We start from the raw sequence: 19,170 nt of genomic DNA on the forward strand, positions 1-19,170 counted from the left end.
GCAACCGGCGGCGAGGCGAGCGGATCGCGGCCGTCGGCCACGCGGACATGGTGCGTGCCGAGCAGCTCGTCGTGGTGACGGTCGCTGCCTGGGAGCGCACGGTCGGCCGGTCGCGGCACCAGGACCTGCCCGTCGCGGTCGAGGTGGATCCCGCGGCGGACCCGGAGGACCGGCCGGCGCTGAGGCTCACACCATCCAGTTGCCGACGTACGCCGGGTCGGTGAGCGCGTGCCGGTCCATCCGGTACGGCGTGAGGTCGGTGGCGGACTCGCCGGTGACGGCCAGCTCGGCGAGCAGCCGGCCGAGGGTCGGCGCGAACTTGAAGCCGTGGGCCGCCCCGAGCCCGACCACCACGCGCGGATGGTCCGGCACCGGCCCGAGGACGAAGTCGCGGTCGGGGGTGAGCGTGTACTGGCACCGCAGCGACCGGACGGCCGGCCCCGACCCCGGCAGCAGCGAGCCGACGAACGACGAGAGCCGACCCAGCATGTCCACGTCAGGCTCGGAGGTCCGGTCGTCGGGGTCGGCCACCGGGCCGCCGCAGTCCTCGGCAGCCTTGACCGTGGCCTCGCCGTAGCAGGGGAACCCGTAGTAGGACGGGTCGTCCATCCAGATCCACAGAGGCAGCTCGCCGGGGGCGAAGCGGTCCGGCGCGGGCGGCGCGAAGTAGGTGACCTGCTCCAGCGTCATGGTCAGCGGCAGCTCCACGTCGAGCCCGGCGAGGACCTGGTTGGTCCAGGCGTCCGAGCACACCACCACCGACGAGGCCAGGTACGTCGTGCCGCCCGCCTCGACCAGCACCCCGTCGGCGGTGTCGGTGAGCCGCGCGACCGGGGTCTCGTCGAGCAGCCGGGCTCCGGCTGCGGCCGCGAGCCGTTGCATCGTGGCGGTGCCGCGACCGGCCGGCACGATCGCCCCACGCTCCTGGTGCAGCGCGGTCGTGCCCGCGGGCAGCGAGAACTGCGGCCAGCGACGGGAGACCTCGGCGACGTCGAGGAGCTCGAAGGCGACCCCGGCGGCCGTCAACGAGTCGACGTAGTCCCCGGGCGGGATCGCCGCCCCGGTCGGGAACAGGTCGAGCCCGCCCACCACGGTCACCAGGGACTCCCCCGACGCCGCCTCGAGCCGGGCCCAGTCGTCGTAGGCCTGCTTGGTCAGCTCGACGTACGCCGGGGTGTGGTAGCTGTGCCGGAGGATCCGCGAGGTGTCGTGGGAGGCCCCGCGGTCGTGCCCGAGCCGGAACCGCTCCAGGCCGACGACCTGGTGACCGCCGGCCGCCAGCCACCACGCCGTCGCACTGCCCAGCGCACCGAGACCGACGACGACGTGGTCCACCCGCTCCGGAGTCACGGCCGGCGGCCCTCGAGCCGCGGCAGCAGCCAGCGGCGGATGTCGGCGCTGTCGTCCTCCATGGGCGCGTACCAGCCGTGCGTGTAGGCCCGCGAGGACATGCCGCGCTGCACCGACTCGCAGATCGCCCAGTCCTGCCGGTTGACCAGGTCCCACAGGTCGCCGGCGTCGCTCGGGTCGAACGCCGGGTCGGCGACCGCGTCGGCCGCGAACAGCAGCAGGCACTCGATGGACGTGCGGTCGACCGACCGGGGCCGGACGACGTACGCGGCGACGTGGTCGGCCGAGCACGACAGCAGCAGGTTCGGGTAGACGAGCTCGCCCTTGTGCCGGGTCCGCTCGGCCTCGTCGAGCCCCGGCAGCGGCGCCCGGTCGGTGGTGCCGCTCAGGGTGAAGGTCCACGCCCCCTCGCGGTGCGGCACGCCGTCGTCCCAGTCGAGACCGCTCCCGCCGGACCCGAACGCCGGCACCAGCCGCGACAGCTCGGGGTGCACCGGACCGCAGTGGTAGCACTCGTTGTAGTTCTCGGCGACGACCTTCCAGTTCGCGGCGACCTCGTAGTCGAACCGGAGGCCGGTGACCAGGTCGCCGAGCCCGTAGTTGGCCAGGGTGCGGGTGGCCCGGGCCACGGAGTCCGCCAGCGGCTCGGCGTCCGCGGGCGTCAGGTGCACGAAGACGAAGCCCGCCCACTCCCCCACGCCGACCGGGTGCAGCCCGAACGCGTCGGGGTCGACGTCGCCGTCCTCGGTGTGGGGCGCGCGGAGCAGCCGGCCGTCGAGCCCGTAGGTCCAGGAGTGGTAGGGGCAGCGCAACGCCCCCACCTCGGCGCACGCCGGCGGACTGTCCGGCGGCGCGGGCACGATCTGGGAGCCGCGGTGCCGGCACACGTTGTACGCCGCGTGCAGGGTGCGCTCCTCGTCGGAGGTCAGCAGCACCGACTCCCCGAGGACGTCGACGACCGCGAGCCGCCGCGCCTCGCCGAGCCCGAGGTCGGCGCGCCGGCCGACGCACGTCCACTCGCGCAGCAGCACCCGCTCGCGCTCGTGCTCCCACGCCGCGGGGTCGACGTACGACGCGCGCGGGAGGGCGGGCTCCAGGCTCATGGCGCCACCGCCTGCTGCGCGTTCGCCAGGTGGCAGGCGACGTGGTGGCCCACCGGGTTGGCGGGCAGCACCGGCAGCGCGGTGCCGCGGCACGCCTCCGCCACCCCCGCGGTCTCCGCCGAGCCGTCGGCCAGCGCCGGGCACCTGGGGTGGAAGCGGCACCCGTCGGGGATCCGGGTCGGGTCGGGGATCTCGCCCCGGAGGACGACCGGCTCCAGCCGCTCCACCTCCGGCACCACCGACAGCAGCGCCTGCGTGTAGGGGTGCTGGGGCCGGGCGAGCACGTCCTCGGTCGGCCCGGACTCCACGACCCGGCCGAGGTACATGACGGCCACCCGGTCGGCGATGTTCCACGCCAGGCCCAGGTCGTGGGTGACGACCAGCACCCCGAGGCCGAGCTCGTCGCGCAGCCGCAGCAGCAGCGCCAGGATCTCGCCCCGGATCGAGGCGTCCAGCGACGACACCGGCTCGTCGGCGACCAGCAGCTCAGGGCCCATCGCGAGCGCCCCGGCGATCAGCACCCGCTGCCGCTGCCCGCCGGAGAGCTCGTGGGGATAGCGCAGGAACAGCGTCTCCGGAGGCCGCAGGCCGGCCGAGGCGAGGGCCGCCGCGACCAGCTCGGTCTCGGTGCGACCCTGGGGGTCGGCCTCCACGAGGTCGTGGATCCGCAGCCCCTCCGCCACCGAGTCGTAGACGGTGTGCCGCGGGTTGAGCGCCCCGGCCGGGTCCTGGAGCACCAGCTGCACCCGACGGCGCAGGGCGCGCAGGCCCTTCATCGAGTAGTCGAGCGGCCGGTCCCCGAAGCGGATCTCGCCCCGCGCCGGCCGCTCCAGGCCGAGCAGGGTGCGCGCCAGCGTGGTCTTCCCCGAGCCCGACTCACCGACCAGCGCCAGCACCTCGCCCGGCGCGAGCTGGACGTCGGCCCCGTCGAGCGCGTGGGCCACGTCGCCCCTGCGAGTGGCGAACTCCACGCACACGCCCGCCGCGGAGAGCACCTCGCCGCTCACGGTTCACCCACCCGGATGCAGGCCGCGGACCGGCCGGCTCCGTGCGGGAGCAGGGCCGGTTCCTCGCTGCGGCACGCCTCGACCACCCGTGGGCAGCGCGGCCCGAAGGAGCAGCCGGGCGGCAGCGAGCGCAGGTCGGGCGGGTCGCCACCGAGGCCGGCGGGCGCGTAGCGGGCGGCCGGGTCGCCGATCCTCGGGAACGCCGCCGAGAGCGCGCCGGCGTACGGGTGCAGCGGACGGGTGAACACCTCGTCGGCCGCGCCCAGCTCCACCACGCGGCCCGCGTACATCACCGCGATCCGGTCGCAGAGGTCGGCCAGCACCGACAGGTCGTGGCTGATGAACAGCATGCCGAGCTCGTGCTCCTCCACCAGTCCCGCCAGCACCCCGAGGATCTGGCTCTGCACCATCACGTCCAGGGCCGTCGTCGGCTCGTCGGCGATGAGCAGGTCGGGACGGCAGGCCAGGGCCATCGCGATCATCACCCGCTGACGCTGGCCGCCCGAGAGCTGGTGGGGGTACGCCGCGGCGCGGGCGGGCGGCAGCCCCACCTGCTCCAGCAGCTCGCCGACCCGGCGGTCGACCTCGCTCTCACCCAGCTCGGGCTCGTGCAGCCGGATCGGCTCGGCCACCTGGCGACCGACGCGGTGCACCGGGTTGAGCGAGTGCAGGGCGCCCTGGAAGACGATCGACGCACCGGCCCAGCGGAGCGCCCGCAGGTCGCCCCACCGCATGGTGAGCACGTCCTCCCCCTGCACCAGCACCCGGCCCTCGACCCGCGCCGACGGGGGCTGCAGCCGCAGCACCGTGGAGGCCAGCGTGGACTTGCCGCAGCCCGACTCCCCCGCGACCCCGACGATCTCGCCCGGGGCGACGGCGAGGTCGACCCCACGGACCGCGGGCACCTCGCCGCCACCGGTGCGGTAGGTCACCGACACTCCCTCGAACGCCAGCAACGGATCGGTCATCGGCGCTCCTTGAGACGGGGGTCGAAGACCGCCTCGAGCGCCCGGCCGATGAGCGTGAAGCTGAGCACCACCAGCACCACGCACACGCCGGGCGGCACGAAGAACCACCACGACTGGGTGGTGATGGCACCGATGCTGTAGGCGTCCTCGAGCATCGTCCCCCACGAGACCCGGGTCGGGTCGCCGAGCCCGAGGAAGCTCAGGGTGGTCTCCGCGAGGATCGCGATCGCGACCGTCAGCGTGGTGTTGGCGAACACCATCGGCATCACGTTGGGGAGGATGTGCCGGCTGATCTGGTGCCACCGTCCGGCGCCCAGCGCGCGCGCCCGGTCGAGGTAGGGCCGCTCCTTGAGCGAGAGCGTCTGGCTGCGGATCAGCAGCGCCGTCCCCGGCCACGAGGTCACGCCGATGATCAGCGCGATGATCCAGAACGACGTGCCCAGGATCGTCGCCAGCACGATCGCGAGCGGCAGGTAGGGGATCACCAGGAACCACTCGGTGACCCGGAACAGGGCAGCGCCGAACCAGCCCCCGAAGTAGCCGGACATCAGCCCCATCAGGGTGCCGATCACCATCGAGATCACGGTGGCCACCAGACCCACGAGCAGCGAGACCCGCGCACCCCAGATGAGCAGGGTCAGGACCGAGCGCCCCTTGTCGTCGGTGCCGAGCCAGAACTCCGACGAGGGCGGCTCCAGGATGCCGCCCGTCGCCGAGGTGACCTCGAGCCCCTGGGGATCGGCGAGCAGCGGCGCGGTCAGGGCGAGTACCGTGAAGGCCAGCAGGACCACCAGCCCGAACACGCCCGACCGGTGGCGACGGAACTCCGCCCACGTGCGCCGCCACGACTCCCGCCGGCGACGTCGGCTGAGCTGCCGGGCGGTCAGTCGGACCGGGGCGGTCCCCTCCCCGGCGCTCATGTCCGTACCCGGGGGTCGAGGAGTCCGTAGACCAGGTTGGTGACCAGGTTGGCGCCGATCACCGCCGCCGAGGCGATGAGGAACGTCCCTTGCAGCACCCAGAAGTCGGGCACCGCGAGCGCCTCGGTGCCGAGCAGGCCGAGGCCGGGGATCGAGAACACGGTCTCGACCGTGATCGCGCCGGTCACCACGAAGCCGATGTTGAGCGCCACCACCGTCGTGGTCGGCAGCAGCGCGTTGCGCACCGCGTGCCGGTTGCGGACCCGGACGTCGCGCAGGCCCTTGGCCCGGGCCGTGGTCAGGTAGTCCTCGCCGATCTCGTCGAGCAGCGAGCTGCGCATGATCAGCACGTAGTCGGCCAGGAAGGCGAGGGTGAGGGTGGTGACCGGCAGCACCAGGTGCCAGGCGACGTCGAGGACGCCCGCCGGCGAGGTGGGGTCGACCCCCGGCGACACCAGGCCTCCGGTCGGGAACAGCCCGGGGATCGGGCCGGCGCCGACCGCGAACACCGCGATCAGCATCAGGCCCAGCCACCACTCCGGCATGGAGTAGAGGGTCAGCGCGGTGCCGGTCGAGGTCTCGTCGAACGTCCGACCCCGCTTCCAGGCGCCGTTGATCCCGATCCAGATCCCGATCACCGCCGCGAGCAGGGTCGAGGTCCCGACCAGCAGCAGGGTGGGCCAGAGCCGGTCGACGATCAGGTCGGAGACGGGCACCCGGTAGCGCAGCGAGACCCCGAGGTCACCGGAGAGCGTGTTCTGGACGTAGGTGAGGAACTGCTGCGGCAGCGGCTGGTCGAGACCGTAGTTCCGGTTGAACTCCTCCAGCTGCTCGGGCGAGCTGAACCGCCCACGCCCGAGCGTCCTGGCCGGGTCGCCCGGCAGGACGCGGAACAGGAAGAAGTTCAGGACCAGCACGAACGCCAGGCTGCCCAGCGCGCCGAGGACCCGGCCCGCGGCGTACCGTCCGTAGCTGCGACGACGGACCCGGGGCGGCGACGGCGCCTCGGTCACCGCCCCGATCGTCATTCGCGCTCCCCTGCTGTCCCTCGCCGCCGCATCAGGACCAGGCCACCGACGGCCAGCACCACGACCACGGCGACGCCGATGCCGACCATCACGCCCGTGCTCGTGCCGCCGCCGTCACCGCCCTCGGTCGACGCGGCGAGCTGGGTCACTCCCTCCTCCCCGGCACATTCGTCGGCCTCGGCCGCCGGGCGCACGTTGAGGTAGTTGTAGACGCCGTACTGCTGCACGAAGACACCGCCCGGGTCGGGCTGGGCGCGCAGACAGGCGAACCGGTCGGATCGCCAGGCCTCGCCGACCGCGGAGTACGCCGTCACCAGGTAGGGCGCGTCGTAGTAGAGCATCTCCTGCATCTGCTTGACCTGGTCGGCGCGTGCCTCGTCGTCCTGCTCGGTGAGCTGCTGGTCGTAGAGCGCGTCGTAGTCCTCGTTGCAGTACCACGAGTCCGACCAGCTGCCGAGCTCGTCGCAGGTCATGTAGCGGAGCATCGACGAGGGGTCGGGCTCGACGAACCACCCCCACTCGAAGGCGTCGAACTCGCCGGCGAGGATGATGTCGGACAGCTTGCTGCTCTCGTAGGTCTTGACCTCGGAGTCGATGTCGACGTCGGCGAGCCACTCCTGGAAGTACTCCATCACGTCGATGGAGGACTGGCTGTCGCTGCGCGCGTAGAGCCGCAGCTTGCCGATCGGGTCGCCGTTGGGCAGGGTGCGGAACCCGTCACCGCCGACCGTGTAGCCCGCCTCGTCCAGCAGCTGGGCGGCCCGCTCGGGGTCGTAGGTGGCGGCGTCCTCCTCCGGCGGCTCCCACCGGAAGTTCCCGTACGCCGGCGGGATGATCGTGTCGCCCGGGGTGCCGGCACCCTGATAGGCCTTCTCGACGATCTCCTCGCGGTCGATGGCGAAGTTCAGGGCCCACCGGAAGTCCGGGTCGAGGACCGCCGGGTTGGGGTCGCCCATCGGCTCGCCGGTGTCGACGTCGATGGACCCGGTGTTGAACGCGATCTCGTCGAAGCCGGGCGAGTCGCCGTTGTGGGCGTCGATGCCCTCACGGCCCTGCAGCGAGGCCACCTGGAGCGCGTTGATCTCGGTCACCAGGTCGATCTCGCCCTTGATCAGGGCCTGGGCGGCGGCGTCCTCGGACTTGTAGACCCGGAAGACCACCTCGTCGATGTGGGGGGCGCCGCCCCAGTAGTCGGGATTCGCCTCGAACCGGTAGGTCGGGCCACCCGCCGTCCCCTCGACCAGCCGGAAGGCCCCGGACCCGACGATCGGCTCGCCGTCCTTCGGCTCGTTGGCGAAGCTCTTGACCTCGTCCTCCGACACGTCCTTCCACACGTGCTCGGGGACGATCGGGATCGGCAGGAGGGGCAGCAGGGCGCTGGGCCGGTCGAGCTCGAGCACCAGGGTCGTGTCGTCGGTCGCCGTCGCCGAGGTGGCATCGGTCAGGTAGGCGCCCCAGACCGCCTTCTCCGGCCCACCGTCGATGATCCGGCCGTAGGTGTAGGCGACGTCCTGGGCCGTCAACGGCTCACCGTCGGACCAGGTCACGTCGTCCCGGAGGGTGAACGTCCAGGTGAGGCCGTCCTTGGAGGACTCCCACTCCGTCGCGAGCCCCGGCGTCGGCGACATGTCCTCCATCGAGTAGTTGGTGAGCGAGTCGTACATCAACGACCACATCTCGTACGACTCCGCCTCGATCCCGAGGAACGGGTTGAACGAGTCGACCTCGTTGGTGTAGCCGACGGTGAAGGTCACCGGGTCGCCCTGCGCCTGCGCCGGCGAGGTGAGCAGACCGGGGGTGAGCGCGGCGAGCAGCAATCCGGTCACCACGGCGACCCGGGCGGCGATACCTTGGCGCCCGTGACGCGTACTCCACCGACTCCGGGACCGCCCACCGCGCCGCCCGTGGCGCGACAGGAAGCCTTCGAGCACACCGATCACGGCGTCTCGCGCCCGGACCCCTACCGGTGGATGCACGCGGCGGACGCGCCGGAGGTCAGGTCGCACCTCCTCGCCGAACGGGCCTGGTACGACGCTGCGGTTGCTCATCTGCACTCCCTGACTGCCGTCCTGAGGTCCGAGATGGTCAGCCGCCTGCCCGCCGCCGACGTCTCCCCCACGTGGAACCGTCGGCGCTTTTCCTACTACACGGAGACGCCGGCGGAAAGAGAGTACCCGCGGATATGCCGAAAAAAACGTCACGATTCGGCGTCAGTGGCTTCGGATCCTTCTGCCCGATCCGCTCCGCGCAACGATTTCGGTGACGCCGACCCGGAGGCCGCGGAGGTGCTGCTGGACCTGTCGGACCTCGCCGCGGGGAGTGACTACCTCGAGGCCGGGGTGATGCTGGTCAGTCCCGACGAGGACCTGTTGGCGTGGTCGACCGACACCGAGGGCGACGAGGTGTACCGGCTGAGGTTCCGCGACCTGCGTACCGGCGAGGACGTGGCCGACGAGGTGCCCCGCACCTACTACGGCGCCGCCTGGTCCGCGGACTCGCGGTGGTTCTTCTACACAGTCCACGACGCGGCGTACCGGCCGTTCCAGGTGTGGCGGCACCGGGTCGGCGGTCCGGTGTCCGACGACGTGCTGGTGGTCGAGGAGCCCGACGAGCGGTTCGAGCTGCGGGTGCGGGGCACCCGCACCGGCGACTGGGTGGTGATCGGGTCGGAGAGCAACACGACGGCCGAGACCTGGCTGGTCGACGCCCACGCCCCGGAGTCCCCGCCCCGGCGGGCCGGTGGTCGACGTGACGGCATCCGCTACCGGGTCGACCACCGGCGCCGGCCCGGCGGCGACGACCTCCTGGTGGTCGTCGACGACCGGGTCGAGCAGCGGCTGATGGTCGCCCCGGTGCCGGGGCCGGAGGGCGCCGACCACACCTCGTGGCGCGAGGCTCGGCCGGAGGACCCCGCGGTCCACCTCGAGCGGGCCGACGCCTTCGCGGGAGGCGTGGTGCTGTCGGTCCGCACCGGAGGCGCCCACCAGCTCGTGCTGCTCCCCCACGACGACCTCGCCGCCCCGGGGGTCGCGGTGACCAGCGGGGCCGCCGGTGGCGGCGTGCTGCTCGCGCGCACGACGGAGTACGACGTCGACCGGGTGCTCGTCGAGGACGAGTCGTGGCTCGTCCCGCCGGTCTGGAGCGAGGTCGCACTGGCGACCGGCGAGCGCCGCGTCGTGCACCGCCGGGAGGCGCCCGGCTTCGACCCGGCGGCGTACGTCGTGGAGCGGCACACCTTCCCGTCGGCCGACGGCACCCCGGTCCCGGCAACGGTGATGCGCCACCGCGACACCCAGCTCGACGGAACCGCGCCGGCGGTGCTGTACGGCTACGGCGCCTACGGAGCCGTCTTCGAGCCCGAGTGGGACCCCGCGTTGCCGTCGCTGCTCGACCGCGGCGTGGTGTGGGTGCACACCCACGTGCGCGGCGGCGGGGAGGGCGGCCGGGCGTGGTACCTCGACGGCAAGCTGGCCGCCAAGCAGCACACCTTCGACGACCACGTCGCGGTCGCCGACGGCCTGGCCGCCGCGGGCCTGGTCGACCCGGACCGGATCGCCACCCGCGGCCTGAGCGCCGGCGGGCTGCTGCAGGGCGCGGTGTTCAGCCAGCGTCCGGACCGGTGGCGGGCGGTCGTCGCCGAGGTCCCGGCCGTGGACATGGTGACCACGATGTTCGACCCCAGCACGCCGCTGACGATCACCGAGTGGGAGGAGTGGGGTGACCCGCGGGTCCGGGAGGAGTTCGACTGGATGGTGGGCTGGTCGCCGTACGACAACGTGCCGCCGGCCGGCGGGAGGCCGGACCTGCTCGTGACCGGCGCGGTCCACGACCCCCGGGTGATGGTGCGCGAGCCGGCGAAGTGGGTCGCGGCGCTGCGTGCCTCGGACCCCGGGTGGTCGCCGCGGTGCCTGTTCCGGTGCGAGCTCGGCGCCGGGGCGCACGTCGGCCCGTCGGGCAGGTTCGGCCACCTGTCCTACGAGGCGGAGGTGGCGGCCTGGCTGCTGGACCGGCTGGGGGTGGCGCGATGACCGGGCTCGAGGACGAGGTGGTCGAGATGGCGCGCGCCCTGGTCCGGCTCGACACCACCAACCGCGGCGCCACGGGCACCGAGACCCTGGCGGCCGAGCACCTCCGCGACTACCTCACCGGGCACGGCGTCGAGGCGGAGCTGGTGGCCCGCGAGCCCGCGCGGGCCAACCTCGTCGCGCGGATCCCGGGCACCGACCCGGAGGCCCCCTCGCTGGCTTTCGTCGGCCACACCGACGTGGTGCCCGTGGACGGCCAGGAGTGGACCCACCCTCCGTTCGAGGGCGTCGTCGACGACGAGGGCTGGCTCTGGGGCCGCGGCGCGATCGACATGAAGAACGAGGTCGCCGCCCGCGCGGTGGCGATGGCCGCGCTCGCCCGCGAGGGCTTCCGCCCGCGCGGCGACCTCTGGTTCCTCGCGGTGGCCGACGAGGAGGACGGGAGCGCGGACGTCGGGATGAGGTGGCTGCTGGCGCACCGGCCCGACATCCGGCCCGCGATGGCGGTCAACGAGGGCGGCGGCGAGCGGCTCCCGCTGACCGACGGTCGCACCGCCCTCGCCTTCGCGGTCGGGGAGAAGGGCACCTGCCCGGTGCGGGTGGTCGCACTGGGTGAGGCGGGCCACGCCTCGACGCCGGGGGTCGGCGACAACGCCGTGCCCCACCTCGCGGAGCTGTTGTCGCGGATCGGCTCCGGGATGCCGGAGCTGGTGCGTGACCCCGTGGTCGACCGGACGCTGGAAGTGCTGCTGGGTCGGCCGGTCGGTGACCTCGCCGCCGACGTCGCCGAGGCCGCCGCCCTGCATCCCACGCTCGGCGACGAGCTCGCCTCGGCTCCCGGCACCACGATGGCACCGACGATCCTGGCGGCCTCCACCGCCCGCAACGTGCTGCCGGCGCGGGCGTCGGTCGAGCTGGACTGCCGGACCCTGCCGGGCACCACGGCCGACGAGGTGCTGACCGCCGTACGGTCCCGGCTGGGTGACGACGTCCGCTACGCCCTCGAGCGGCCCGAGGAGATGGTCCACGGCAGCGCCTCGCCACCGACGGGCACCGTGCCCGATGCGGTCGCGGCCTGCCTCGCCGAGCTGGACCCCGACGCGGTGCTGCTGCCGGTGCTCTGCACGGGCTTCACCGACTCGGTGCACCTGCGGGCCGCTGCCGGCACCGCGGCGTACGGGTTCAGCCCGTTCCGGGCCACGCCCGCCGAGGTGCTGGCCGAGGGCTACCACAACGCCGACGAGCGGGTGCACGTCGACGACCTGGGGCTGTCGGTGCGGTTCCACGTCGCGCTCGCGCGACGGCTGCTCGGGTGAGGCACACTCGTCGGCATGGACCTCGACCAGGTGTGTGACCACCTCTCCGGCCTCGACGGCGTGCGGGAGCAGCAGCGCGATGGCCGGACGGGGTGGTACGTCGGCGGCCGCCTGGTCGCCCGCGTCGAGGACGAGGACACGCTCGTCCTGCGCTGCGACTTCGACGAGCGGGAACGGCTGGTCGACGCGTACGCCGGCACGTTCTCGGTCACGCCACACCTGGAGGCGCACATGAAGGTGCTGGCCGACCTGCGCCGCGGCGACGCGACGGCGATCCGGTCGGCACTGACGGCGGCCTGGGAGCTCCAGCGACCCTGACCGCGCTCAGTCCGAGTCGAGCGCCTGCTCGACCCGCTCGACCTTGGCGGTGAGCTGGCCGTCGTACCCGGGTCGGATGTCGGCCTTGAGCACCAGGCCGACCCGGGGCGACGCCTCGGCCACCACGTCGACGGCTCGCTTCACGACGGCCATCACCTCGTCCCAGTCCCCCTCGACGTTGGTGAACATGGCGTTGGTCTCGCACGGCAGGCCGGACTCCCGGACCACTCCGATGGCGCGCGCCACGGCCTGGCTGACCGACCCGGTCTCGTCGGCGGCGGTGGGGCTGATGCTGAAGGCGACGATCATGGGGCCAACCTACGAGAGCCCGCGCTCAGACCAGCGACCGCACCAGCAACGCCAGCGACGAGGCGGCGCAGACGGTGAGGACACCGGTGCGGATCAACCGGGCCGGGACCCGACGGCGGATGGGGAGGGAGACCACGATGCCGAGGGCGAGGACGGGCGAGAGGAGGAGCGCCAGCAGAGTGGTGTCGACGTCGAGCTGCCCGGCGATGCCCAGGCCGACCAGGCTGAGCGCCGCGCCGATCGCGAAGTACGCCGCCAGCGTCGGCCGGAGGACGTAGGGCCGGTGGTGCTGGTAGAGGACCGCCAGGGGCGGCCCACCGATCGACGTGGCGGTGCCGGCCACGCCCGAGACCAGGCCCGCGATCGGCAACGACACCCGGTTGACCGGGATGGTGACCGTGCGCACCGTCAGCAGCACGCTGAGCAGCACCATCAGGCCGACTGCGACGCCGATCACCTCGATCGGCGCGGTCGCCACCACCCACACCCCGATGGCCGTGCCGACCACGCGGGGCGGCAGCGCGAGCGCCAGCCCGCGCCAGTCGGTCCCACGGTGCTCGGTGACCATCGTCTGCAGCGCCATCAGCATGGCCAGCCAGAGGATCACCTCCGGCAGGAGCTCCGGCGCGACCAGCCCGGTGACCGGCGCACCCACCAGGCCGAGGCCCAGTCCGACCGTGCCCTGGACGACGGCGCCCACGAACAGCGCCACCCCCAGGACCGCGACGACCCAGGTCTCGACCCCGAGAACCACTCCCTCAGCCGCGCAGCAGGGTGCGCAGCACGTACGGCATGATGCCGCCGTTGCGGTAGTAGTTCGCCTCGCCAGGGGTGTCGATGCGGACCTTGGCGTCGAACTCGACGCTCTGCCCGTCGGAGCCGGCGGCCGTCACCTTGACCGTCTTCGGCGTGCGGCCCTCGTTGAGCTCGGTGACGCCGGTGAAGGAGAACTCCTCCTCGCCCGTGAGGCCCAGGCTCTCGGCGGACTCGCCGTCGGGGAACTGCAGCGGGAGCACGCCCATGCCGATCAGGTTGGACCGGTGGATCCGCTCGTAGGACTCCGCGATCACGGCCTTCACCCCGAGCAGGGCGGTGCCCTTGGCGGCCCAGTCGCGCGAGGACCCGGAGCCGTACTCCTTGCCGGCCAGCACCACGAGCGGCGTACCGGCGGCGAGGTAGTTCTCGCTCGCCTCGAAGACCGTGGTCTGCTCACCGCCGTTGGTGAAGTCGCGGGTCACGCCGCCCTCGGTGCCGGGGGCGAGCTGGTTGCGCAGCCGGATGTTGGCGAAGGTGCCGCGGATCATCACCTCGTGGTTGCCGCGGCGCGAGCCGTAGGAGTTGAAGTCGCGCTGCTCGACGCCGTGCTCCTGGAGGTACCGCCCGGCCGGGCTGTCCTTCTTGATCGCGCCCGCCGGACTGATGTGGTCGGTCGTGACCGAGTCGCCCAGCTTGAGCAGCACCCTCGCGCCCTCGATGTCGGAGACCGGCTCCGGCTCGTCGGGCATCCCGTCGAAGTAGGGAGGCTTGCGCACGTACGTCGAGTCCTCGTCCCAGGCGAAGGTGTCGCCCTCCGGGGTCTCCAGCGAGCGCCAGCGGTCGTCGCCGGCGAACACGTCGTCGTAGGACGACCCGAACATGTCGGAGGTGATCGCCGAGGCGATCGTCTCCTCGACCTCCTGCGGGGAGGGCCAGATGTCCTTGAGGAAGACGTCGTTGCCGTCGGTGTCCTGGCCCAGCGGGTCGTCGAAGAGGTCGACGTCCATCGAGCCCGCCAGCGCGTAGGCGACCACCAGCGGCGGCGAGGCCAGGTAGTTCATCTTCACGTCCGGGTTGATCCGGCCCTCGAAGTTGCGGTTGCCGGACAGCACCGACACGACCGCGAGGTCGTGCTCCTGGACGGCCTGGCTGACCTCGGGGATCAGCGGCCCGGAGTTGCCGATGCAGGTGGTGCAGCCGTAGCCGACGAGGTTGAACCCGAGCTTGTCGAGGTACGGCGTGAGGCCGGCGCGCTCGTAGTAGTCGCTGACCACCTTCGAGCCGGGCGCGAGCGAGGTCTTCACCCACGGCTTGCGGGCCAGGCCCTTGTCGACGGCGTTCTTGGCGAGCAGCGCCGCGCCGATCATCACGCTCGGGTTGGAGGTGTTGGTGCACGAGGTGATCGCCGCGATCGTGACGGCGCCGTGGTCGACCTCGACCTCCTGCCCGTCGATCGAGATCGTCACGGGCGAGCTCGGCCGGCCGCCGTCCTGCGGCGCCGCGGACGGCTTCTTCGGCGCGCCGTTGCCGTTGGCGTGCGACGGCGCGTCGGAGGCCGGGAAGGACTCCGCCACCGCCTCGTCGTAGCCCTCCTCGTCCTGCGAGTCGTGGTCGGAGACGAAGTCGGCGAGCGCCCCGCGGAAGCCCTCCTTGGCATCGGAGACCGACACCCGGTCCTGCGGCCGCTTCGGGCCGGCCAGCGACGGGACCACGGTCCCCAGGTCGAGCTCGAGCTGCTCGGAGTAGCGCGGTTCGGCGTCCGGGTCGTGCCAGAGTCCTTGGAGCTTCGCGTAGGCCTCGACCAGGTCGAGCTGCTCCTGCGGGCGGCCCGTGAGCTCGAGGTACTTGATCGTCTCCTCGTCGATCGGGAAGACCGCGATGGTCGACCCGAACTCCGGGCTCATGTTGCCGATCGTCGCGCGGTTGGCCAGCGGCAGCGCGGAGACGCCGGGTCCGTAGAACTCGACGAACTTCCCGACCACGCCGTGCTCGCGCAGCATCTCGGTGATCGTCAGCACCAGGTCGGTGGCGGTCGACCCCTCGGGCAGGTCGCCGGAGAGCTTGAAGCCGACCACCCGCGGGATCAGCATCGACACCGGCTGGCCGAGCATCGCGGCCTCGGCCTCGATGCCGCCGACGCCCCAGCCGACGACCCCGATCCCGTTGACCATCGTGGTGTGGGAGTCGGTGCCGACGCAGGTGTCCGGGTAGGCCTGGACGACCCCGTCGTCACCGTCGCGCGTGAAGACGGTGCGGGCGAGGTGCTCGATGTTGACCTGGTGGACGATGCCGGTGCCGGGCGGCACCACCTTGAAGTCGTCGAAGGCGCCCTGGCCCCAGCGGAGGAACTGGTAGCGCTCCTTGTTGCGCTCGTACTCGATCTCGACGTTGCGCTCGAAGGCGTCGGCGCTGCCGAAGACGTCGGCGATCACGGAGTGGTCGATCACCATCTCGGCGGGCGCCAGGGGGTTGATCCGGGAGGCGTCACCGCCGAGCTCCTGCATCGCCTCGCGCATGGTGGCGAGGTCGACGACGCACGGCACACCGGTGAAGTCCTGCATGATCACCCGCGCCGGGGTGAACTGGATCTCCTTGTCGGGCTCGGCGTCGGCGTCCCAGCCGGCGAGCGCCTTGATGTCGTCGGCGGTGATGTCGGCACCGTCCTCGGTGCGGAGCAGGTTCTCCAGCAGCACCTTGAGGCTGAACGGGAGGCTCGCGACGTCGAGGCCCTCGCCCTCGACGGCGTCGAGCCGGAAGACCTCGTACTCCCGGTCTCCGACGTCGAGCGTGCTCCTGGCTCCGAAGCTGTCCTGGCTCGCCATCTCTCGTCTCCTCGCTCGGGGGCACTCGCGTCGTCACCCATCTTGCCGCCGGGGCGGCCGGGCGAGGTAGTGAGGCCTGCCTTACCCGCCTGGCGATTTCTCTTGACATCAAGATACCTCACCGGAGGCGTCGGCGCGAGCTCGCGTGCCCTAGCCTCCGTGCCGTGGCGATCCCCGGGCTCGAGGTCACCTCCCCCACCGCGACGCTCGCCGAGGAGTGGCGCGGATGACCTCGTCCGACCCGGCGTTGCTGGTGCTGCACGCAGTGCGGCTGCTGGGGTTCGCCCCGACGGCCGTCGTCGCCGAGCGGTTCGATCTCGACCCGGCGTACGCCGGGGAGCTGCTGGAGGACCACCGGGCCCTCGGCTGGGTGACGTGGTCCTCGTTCGCCGACGCCACCGGGTGGTCGCTCACCGAGCGCGGGCGGGTCGAGGGCGAGGCGCGGCTGGCCCGGGAGCTCGAGGCGACCGGACGCCGCGACCTCGTCCACCGCAGCTACCTGGAGTTCCTCGACCTCAACGCGCGGGTGCTGCAGGCGGTCACCGACTGGCAGACCCGGCCGGTCGCGGGGGACCCGCTCGCGGCGAACGACCACCAGGACCTGCGCTGGGACACCCGCGTCCTGCAACGGCTGGCGGACGCCGGTGGCGGGCTGGCACCGATCGGCGGCGTGCTCAGCGGCGTGCTCGACCGGATGGCCGGCTACCCCGAGCGTTACGAGTCGGCCCTGGCCCGGGCCCGCGCGGGTGAGCGGGAGTGGGTCGACGGGCTCGGACGCGACTCCTGCCACACGGTGTGGTTCCAGCTGCACGAGGACCTGCTCGCGACCCTGGGCATCCCCCGCGGCCACGAACCGCGGTGACACGGTGCTTGCACGCCGGGCCTTGCACGGTGGAAGGTCACCCCATGGCGATCGACACCCGGATGAACGGCGTCATCCACGCGGCGCTGCGCCGCGACCTCGAGCGGATCGCGATGCTCGTCGAGCGGCCCGACGACCTGTCCGGCGAGCGGCTGCGCGCGATCGGCGGCCACGCGGTGTGGCTGATGGGACTGCTGCACGAGCACCACACCACCGAGGACGAGCGGTTGTTCCCGGTGATGCGGGCCAACAACCCCGACATCGGCCTGCTGCTCGACACGATGCTCGCCGAGCACGGGGCGATCGCCGCGGCGGTCACCGCGCTCGAGGAGGCGGGCCGTCGGGCGGAGTCCGGTGACCCGGGTGCTGCGGAGGCCCTCCAGGACGCGGTGGTCGGGCTGCGCCGGGTGCTCGACCCGCACCTCGAGCACGAGGAGCGGTCGCTCAGCCCGCTGGTCCCCGACAGCATGACCGACGAGCAGTGGTCGGTGTTCGAGAAGAGCAACGTGGAGGGCAAGAAGCCCCCCGAGCTCGCGTTCCAGGGTCACTGGATGCTCGACAACCTCGACCCGTCGGGCGCCGCAGTGGTCAAGAAGCAGGTGCCCGCGGTGCCGCGGTTCGTCATGCTGACCTTCCTCGGCGGCCCCTACCGGAAGCGGCGGGAGGCCTGCTGGGGCGGCACGCCGGCCGCCGACGTCCGGGCGGTCCCGCTGATCCCCGGCTGAGCCGCCGCCGGTCAGCTCCTCAGCCGACCAGCTTCAGGCCGACCACGCAGCCGACGATGCCGGCGAGCAGCAGCAGCTTCACGACCGACGCCGGCTCGGTACCCGTGAGCATGCCGAACGCCACGGTGAGGGCGGCCCCGATGCCGACCCACACGGCGTACGACGTGCCGGTCGGGAGGGTGCGCATCGCCCACGCCAGCCCGGCCATGCTGAGCACGAGCGCGCCGGCGAAGGTGAGCGACGGGACGAGCCGGGTGAAGCCCTCCGAGCGGCCGAGGGCGACCGCCCACACCGCTTCGAGGACCCCGGACAGGACGAGCACGAGCCATGCCATCGGACGATTCACTCCCCGGCGCCGTCTTGTCGCTGACCGGGTACGGCACCCCTCGTCCGGGAGCCCGGATGGGCTCTGGGCTCAGGGTCGCAAGCCCGGGCTCCGGGGGCAAGTCGGCGTCAGCCGCTGACCCGGTCGAGCTGTTGGAGCAGGTCGTGGGCGGCAAGCTCGACGTCCTTGTGTCGCCACTCCGAGGCCCGGTAGACGCACGCGATCAGGCCGGAGCGGTGCAGCCGCCGGAAGTCGCCGTAGACGAAGGCGTACCGCGCCTTGGTCTCGTCGTTCGCGCCCTCGGTCAGCCCCAGGTGCCAGGCGGCGTACTCCTCCCACGTGTGCCGCTCGAGGAAGGCGTTCTGCGCGGCGGCATCCGGCTGCACCTCGCCCCAGTCGCTGTCGAGGACGTACTGCCGCTTGTCGCTCAGATCCCGCGCGTGCGCGACGGCCGCCGGGTTGACGTCGTAGCTGGCCATGCGACCACCCTCGCACCCCGGCGCCGATGTGTCAGGGCGGGCGGCCCGTCACTCGTGCAGGTTCAGAACATCGCGAGCCGTCACTCGTGCAGGTTCAGAACGGCGCGAGCCGTCACTGATGCAGGCGGGCGAAGGCCCGGACCGGGAGCGTCCCGAGGCCGGCCACCCGGATCGGCACGGCGGTGAACCTGGCCCCGGACGCCGGCAGCGCGTCGAGGCCGGTGAGGTGCTCGACGACCACGACGTCGGCGCCGAGCAGGGTGGTGTGAGCCGGCCTCTCCCTGCCACGAGTGTCGTCGATGTTCACCGAGTCGATCCCGACCAGGACGGCGCCGGCCTCGACGAGGTGGCGCGCACCGTCCTCGTCGAGGAACGGGTGCTCGGGGTCGCCGTACCTTTCGCTGCGCCAGTGCTGGTCCCACCCGGTGCGGAGAAGCACCGCGGCGCCCGCGACGTCGAGCCCCGCGAAGGCGTCGGCCCCGATCGCACCGTCGCCGTCGACGACGACCGCCGGCAGGTCCACGCACTGCTCGAGCCGCAGCGCGGAGACGTCCCACCCGTCGCGGAAGCGGTGGTACGGCGTGTCCAGGTAGGTGCCGGTGTTGCCCACCATCGACAGCCGGCCGATCGTGAACTCGGTGCCCGCGGTGTAGACGTCGTGCGAGGCGTCGAAGGACAGGTGGTCACCGACCTCCGGCCCCGGCAGCCCCGGGTAGGTGGTCATGCCGTGCTCGATCACGTGGTTCAGGTCGACCAGCTGCATGGTCGTGACGCTACGCCGCCTCCCGGAACCCGGCTCGACGTGCCGAGAGGCCCAACTCAACGGTCAGGGAGGCCCAACTCAACGCTCGGGAGGC

The 19,170-nt window shown here is 72.6% G+C and carries 18 protein-coding genes and 1 riboswitch; of the genes, 5 read left to right on the forward strand and 13 right to left on the reverse strand.

Annotated features, from left to right (window positions below; all coding sequences use genetic code 11):
* Window positions 1-186: 186 nt before the first annotated feature.
* Genes solA through ACQ1X7_RS12780 form a run of 7 tightly spaced genes read right to left on the reverse strand, consistent with a single transcriptional unit; the run spans window position 187 to window position 8,202 of the window.
* Window positions 187-1,350 (reverse strand): N-methyl-L-tryptophan oxidase, encoded by a 1,164-nt coding sequence (solA, locus tag ACQ1X7_RS12750; RefSeq protein WP_432478577.1) that lies wholly within the window; start codon window positions 1,348-1,350, stop codon window positions 187-189.
* The gene (locus ACQ1X7_RS12755; protein ID WP_432478578.1) at window positions 1,347-2,453 is read right to left on the reverse strand and encodes an aromatic ring-hydroxylating oxygenase subunit alpha; all 1,107 of its coding nucleotides are present in this window, start codon (window positions 2,451-2,453) and stop codon (window positions 1,347-1,349) included. Before ACQ1X7_RS12755 ends, solA begins: the two co-directional genes overlap by 4 nt.
* Window positions 2,450-3,460: an ABC transporter ATP-binding protein gene (locus tag ACQ1X7_RS12760; RefSeq protein ID WP_432478579.1), complete on the reverse strand. Its 1,011-nt coding sequence runs from the start codon at window positions 3,458-3,460 to the stop codon at window positions 2,450-2,452. The genes ACQ1X7_RS12755 and ACQ1X7_RS12760 overlap by 4 nt, the downstream gene beginning before the upstream one ends.
* Window positions 3,457-4,428, reverse strand: coding sequence for an ABC transporter ATP-binding protein (locus ACQ1X7_RS12765; protein ID WP_432478580.1), 972 nt, complete (start codon window positions 4,426-4,428; stop codon window positions 3,457-3,459). Before ACQ1X7_RS12765 ends, ACQ1X7_RS12760 begins: the two co-directional genes overlap by 4 nt.
* A complete protein-coding gene (locus ACQ1X7_RS12770; RefSeq protein ID WP_432478581.1) occupies window positions 4,425-5,348 on the reverse strand; it encodes an ABC transporter permease in 924 nt (307 codons plus the stop codon). The genes ACQ1X7_RS12765 and ACQ1X7_RS12770 overlap by 4 nt, the downstream gene beginning before the upstream one ends.
* Window positions 5,345-6,376, reverse strand: coding sequence for an ABC transporter permease (locus tag ACQ1X7_RS12775; protein ID WP_432478582.1), 1,032 nt, complete (start codon window positions 6,374-6,376; stop codon window positions 5,345-5,347). The genes ACQ1X7_RS12770 and ACQ1X7_RS12775 overlap by 4 nt, the downstream gene beginning before the upstream one ends.
* Window positions 6,373-8,202: an ABC transporter substrate-binding protein gene (locus ACQ1X7_RS12780; RefSeq protein ID WP_432478583.1), complete on the reverse strand. Its 1,830-nt coding sequence runs from the start codon at window positions 8,200-8,202 to the stop codon at window positions 6,373-6,375. Before ACQ1X7_RS12780 ends, ACQ1X7_RS12775 begins: the two co-directional genes overlap by 4 nt.
* 78 nt (window positions 8,203-8,280) lie before the next feature.
* On the opposite strand from ACQ1X7_RS12780, the gene ACQ1X7_RS12785 reads away from it, so the two are divergent.
* From ACQ1X7_RS12785 to ACQ1X7_RS12795, 3 genes are read left to right on the forward strand one after another with little or no spacing between them, the layout of a single operon-like run.
* Window positions 8,281-10,404 (forward strand): prolyl oligopeptidase family serine peptidase, encoded by a 2,124-nt coding sequence (locus ACQ1X7_RS12785; protein WP_432478584.1) that lies wholly within the window; start codon window positions 8,281-8,283, stop codon window positions 10,402-10,404.
* A complete protein-coding gene (locus tag ACQ1X7_RS12790) occupies window positions 10,401-11,717 on the forward strand; it encodes a M20/M25/M40 family metallo-hydrolase (RefSeq protein WP_432478585.1) in 1,317 nt (438 codons plus the stop codon). Before ACQ1X7_RS12785 ends, ACQ1X7_RS12790 begins: the two co-directional genes overlap by 4 nt.
* Window positions 11,718-11,732: 15 nt before the next feature.
* Window positions 11,733-12,035: a hypothetical protein gene (locus ACQ1X7_RS12795; RefSeq protein ID WP_432478586.1), complete on the forward strand. Its 303-nt coding sequence runs from the start codon at window positions 11,733-11,735 to the stop codon at window positions 12,033-12,035.
* A 6-nt stretch (window positions 12,036-12,041) separates the two neighbouring features.
* Here ACQ1X7_RS12795 and ACQ1X7_RS12800 read toward each other — a convergent pair whose 3' ends face one another.
* From ACQ1X7_RS12800 to ACQ1X7_RS12810, 3 genes are read right to left on the reverse strand one after another with little or no spacing between them, the layout of a single operon-like run.
* Window positions 12,042-12,344 carry an MTH1187 family thiamine-binding protein gene (locus ACQ1X7_RS12800; RefSeq protein ID WP_432478587.1) on the reverse strand — a complete coding sequence of 101 codons (303 nt, stop codon included), beginning with the start codon at window positions 12,342-12,344 and terminating at the stop codon, window positions 12,042-12,044.
* Window positions 12,345-12,369: 25 nt separating this feature from the next.
* On the reverse strand, window positions 12,370-13,098 hold the full coding sequence (locus tag ACQ1X7_RS12805) for a TSUP family transporter (protein ID WP_432478588.1): 729 nt from the start codon (window positions 13,096-13,098) through the stop codon (window positions 12,370-12,372).
* 4 nt (window positions 13,099-13,102) lie between these two features.
* Window positions 13,103-15,922: an aconitate hydratase gene (locus ACQ1X7_RS12810; RefSeq protein WP_432478589.1), complete on the reverse strand. Its 2,820-nt coding sequence runs from the start codon at window positions 15,920-15,922 to the stop codon at window positions 13,103-13,105.
* A gap of 226 nt (window positions 15,923-16,148) precedes the next feature.
* On the opposite strand from ACQ1X7_RS12810, the gene ACQ1X7_RS12815 reads away from it, so the two are divergent.
* Window positions 16,149-16,784: a transcriptional regulator gene (locus ACQ1X7_RS12815; protein ID WP_432478590.1), complete on the forward strand. Its 636-nt coding sequence runs from the start codon at window positions 16,149-16,151 to the stop codon at window positions 16,782-16,784.
* Between the two features lie 44 nt (window positions 16,785-16,828).
* Window positions 16,829-17,509 (forward strand): hemerythrin domain-containing protein, encoded by a 681-nt coding sequence (locus ACQ1X7_RS12820; RefSeq protein WP_432478591.1) that lies wholly within the window; start codon window positions 16,829-16,831, stop codon window positions 17,507-17,509.
* Between the two features lie 19 nt (window positions 17,510-17,528).
* On the opposite strand, the gene ACQ1X7_RS12825 is transcribed toward ACQ1X7_RS12820, so the two are convergent.
* The 3 genes from ACQ1X7_RS12825 to ACQ1X7_RS12835 all read right to left on the reverse strand — a co-directional run bounded on the left by ACQ1X7_RS12825 (window position 17,529) and on the right by ACQ1X7_RS12835 (window position 19,076).
* A complete protein-coding gene (locus ACQ1X7_RS12825) occupies window positions 17,529-17,843 on the reverse strand; it encodes a DMT family transporter (RefSeq protein WP_432478592.1) in 315 nt (104 codons plus the stop codon).
* A gap of 15 nt (window positions 17,844-17,858) precedes the next feature.
* Window positions 17,859-17,922: riboswitch (guanidine-III (ykkC-III) riboswitch) on the reverse strand.
* Window positions 17,923-17,962: 40 nt separating this feature from the next.
* Window positions 17,963-18,313, reverse strand: coding sequence for a hypothetical protein (locus ACQ1X7_RS12830; RefSeq protein ID WP_432478593.1), 351 nt, complete (start codon window positions 18,311-18,313; stop codon window positions 17,963-17,965).
* A 112-nt stretch (window positions 18,314-18,425) separates the two neighbouring features.
* Window positions 18,426-19,076, reverse strand: a complete 651-nt coding sequence (locus ACQ1X7_RS12835; RefSeq protein ID WP_432478594.1) for a cyclase family protein — start codon at window positions 19,074-19,076, stop codon at window positions 18,426-18,428.
* Between the last annotated feature and the right edge of the window lie 94 nt (window positions 19,077-19,170).

It is taken from the genome of Nocardioides sp. GXQ0305, assembly GCF_050880345.1.
Taxonomy (GTDB): Bacteria; Actinomycetota; Actinomycetes; order Propionibacteriales; family Nocardioidaceae; genus Nocardioides.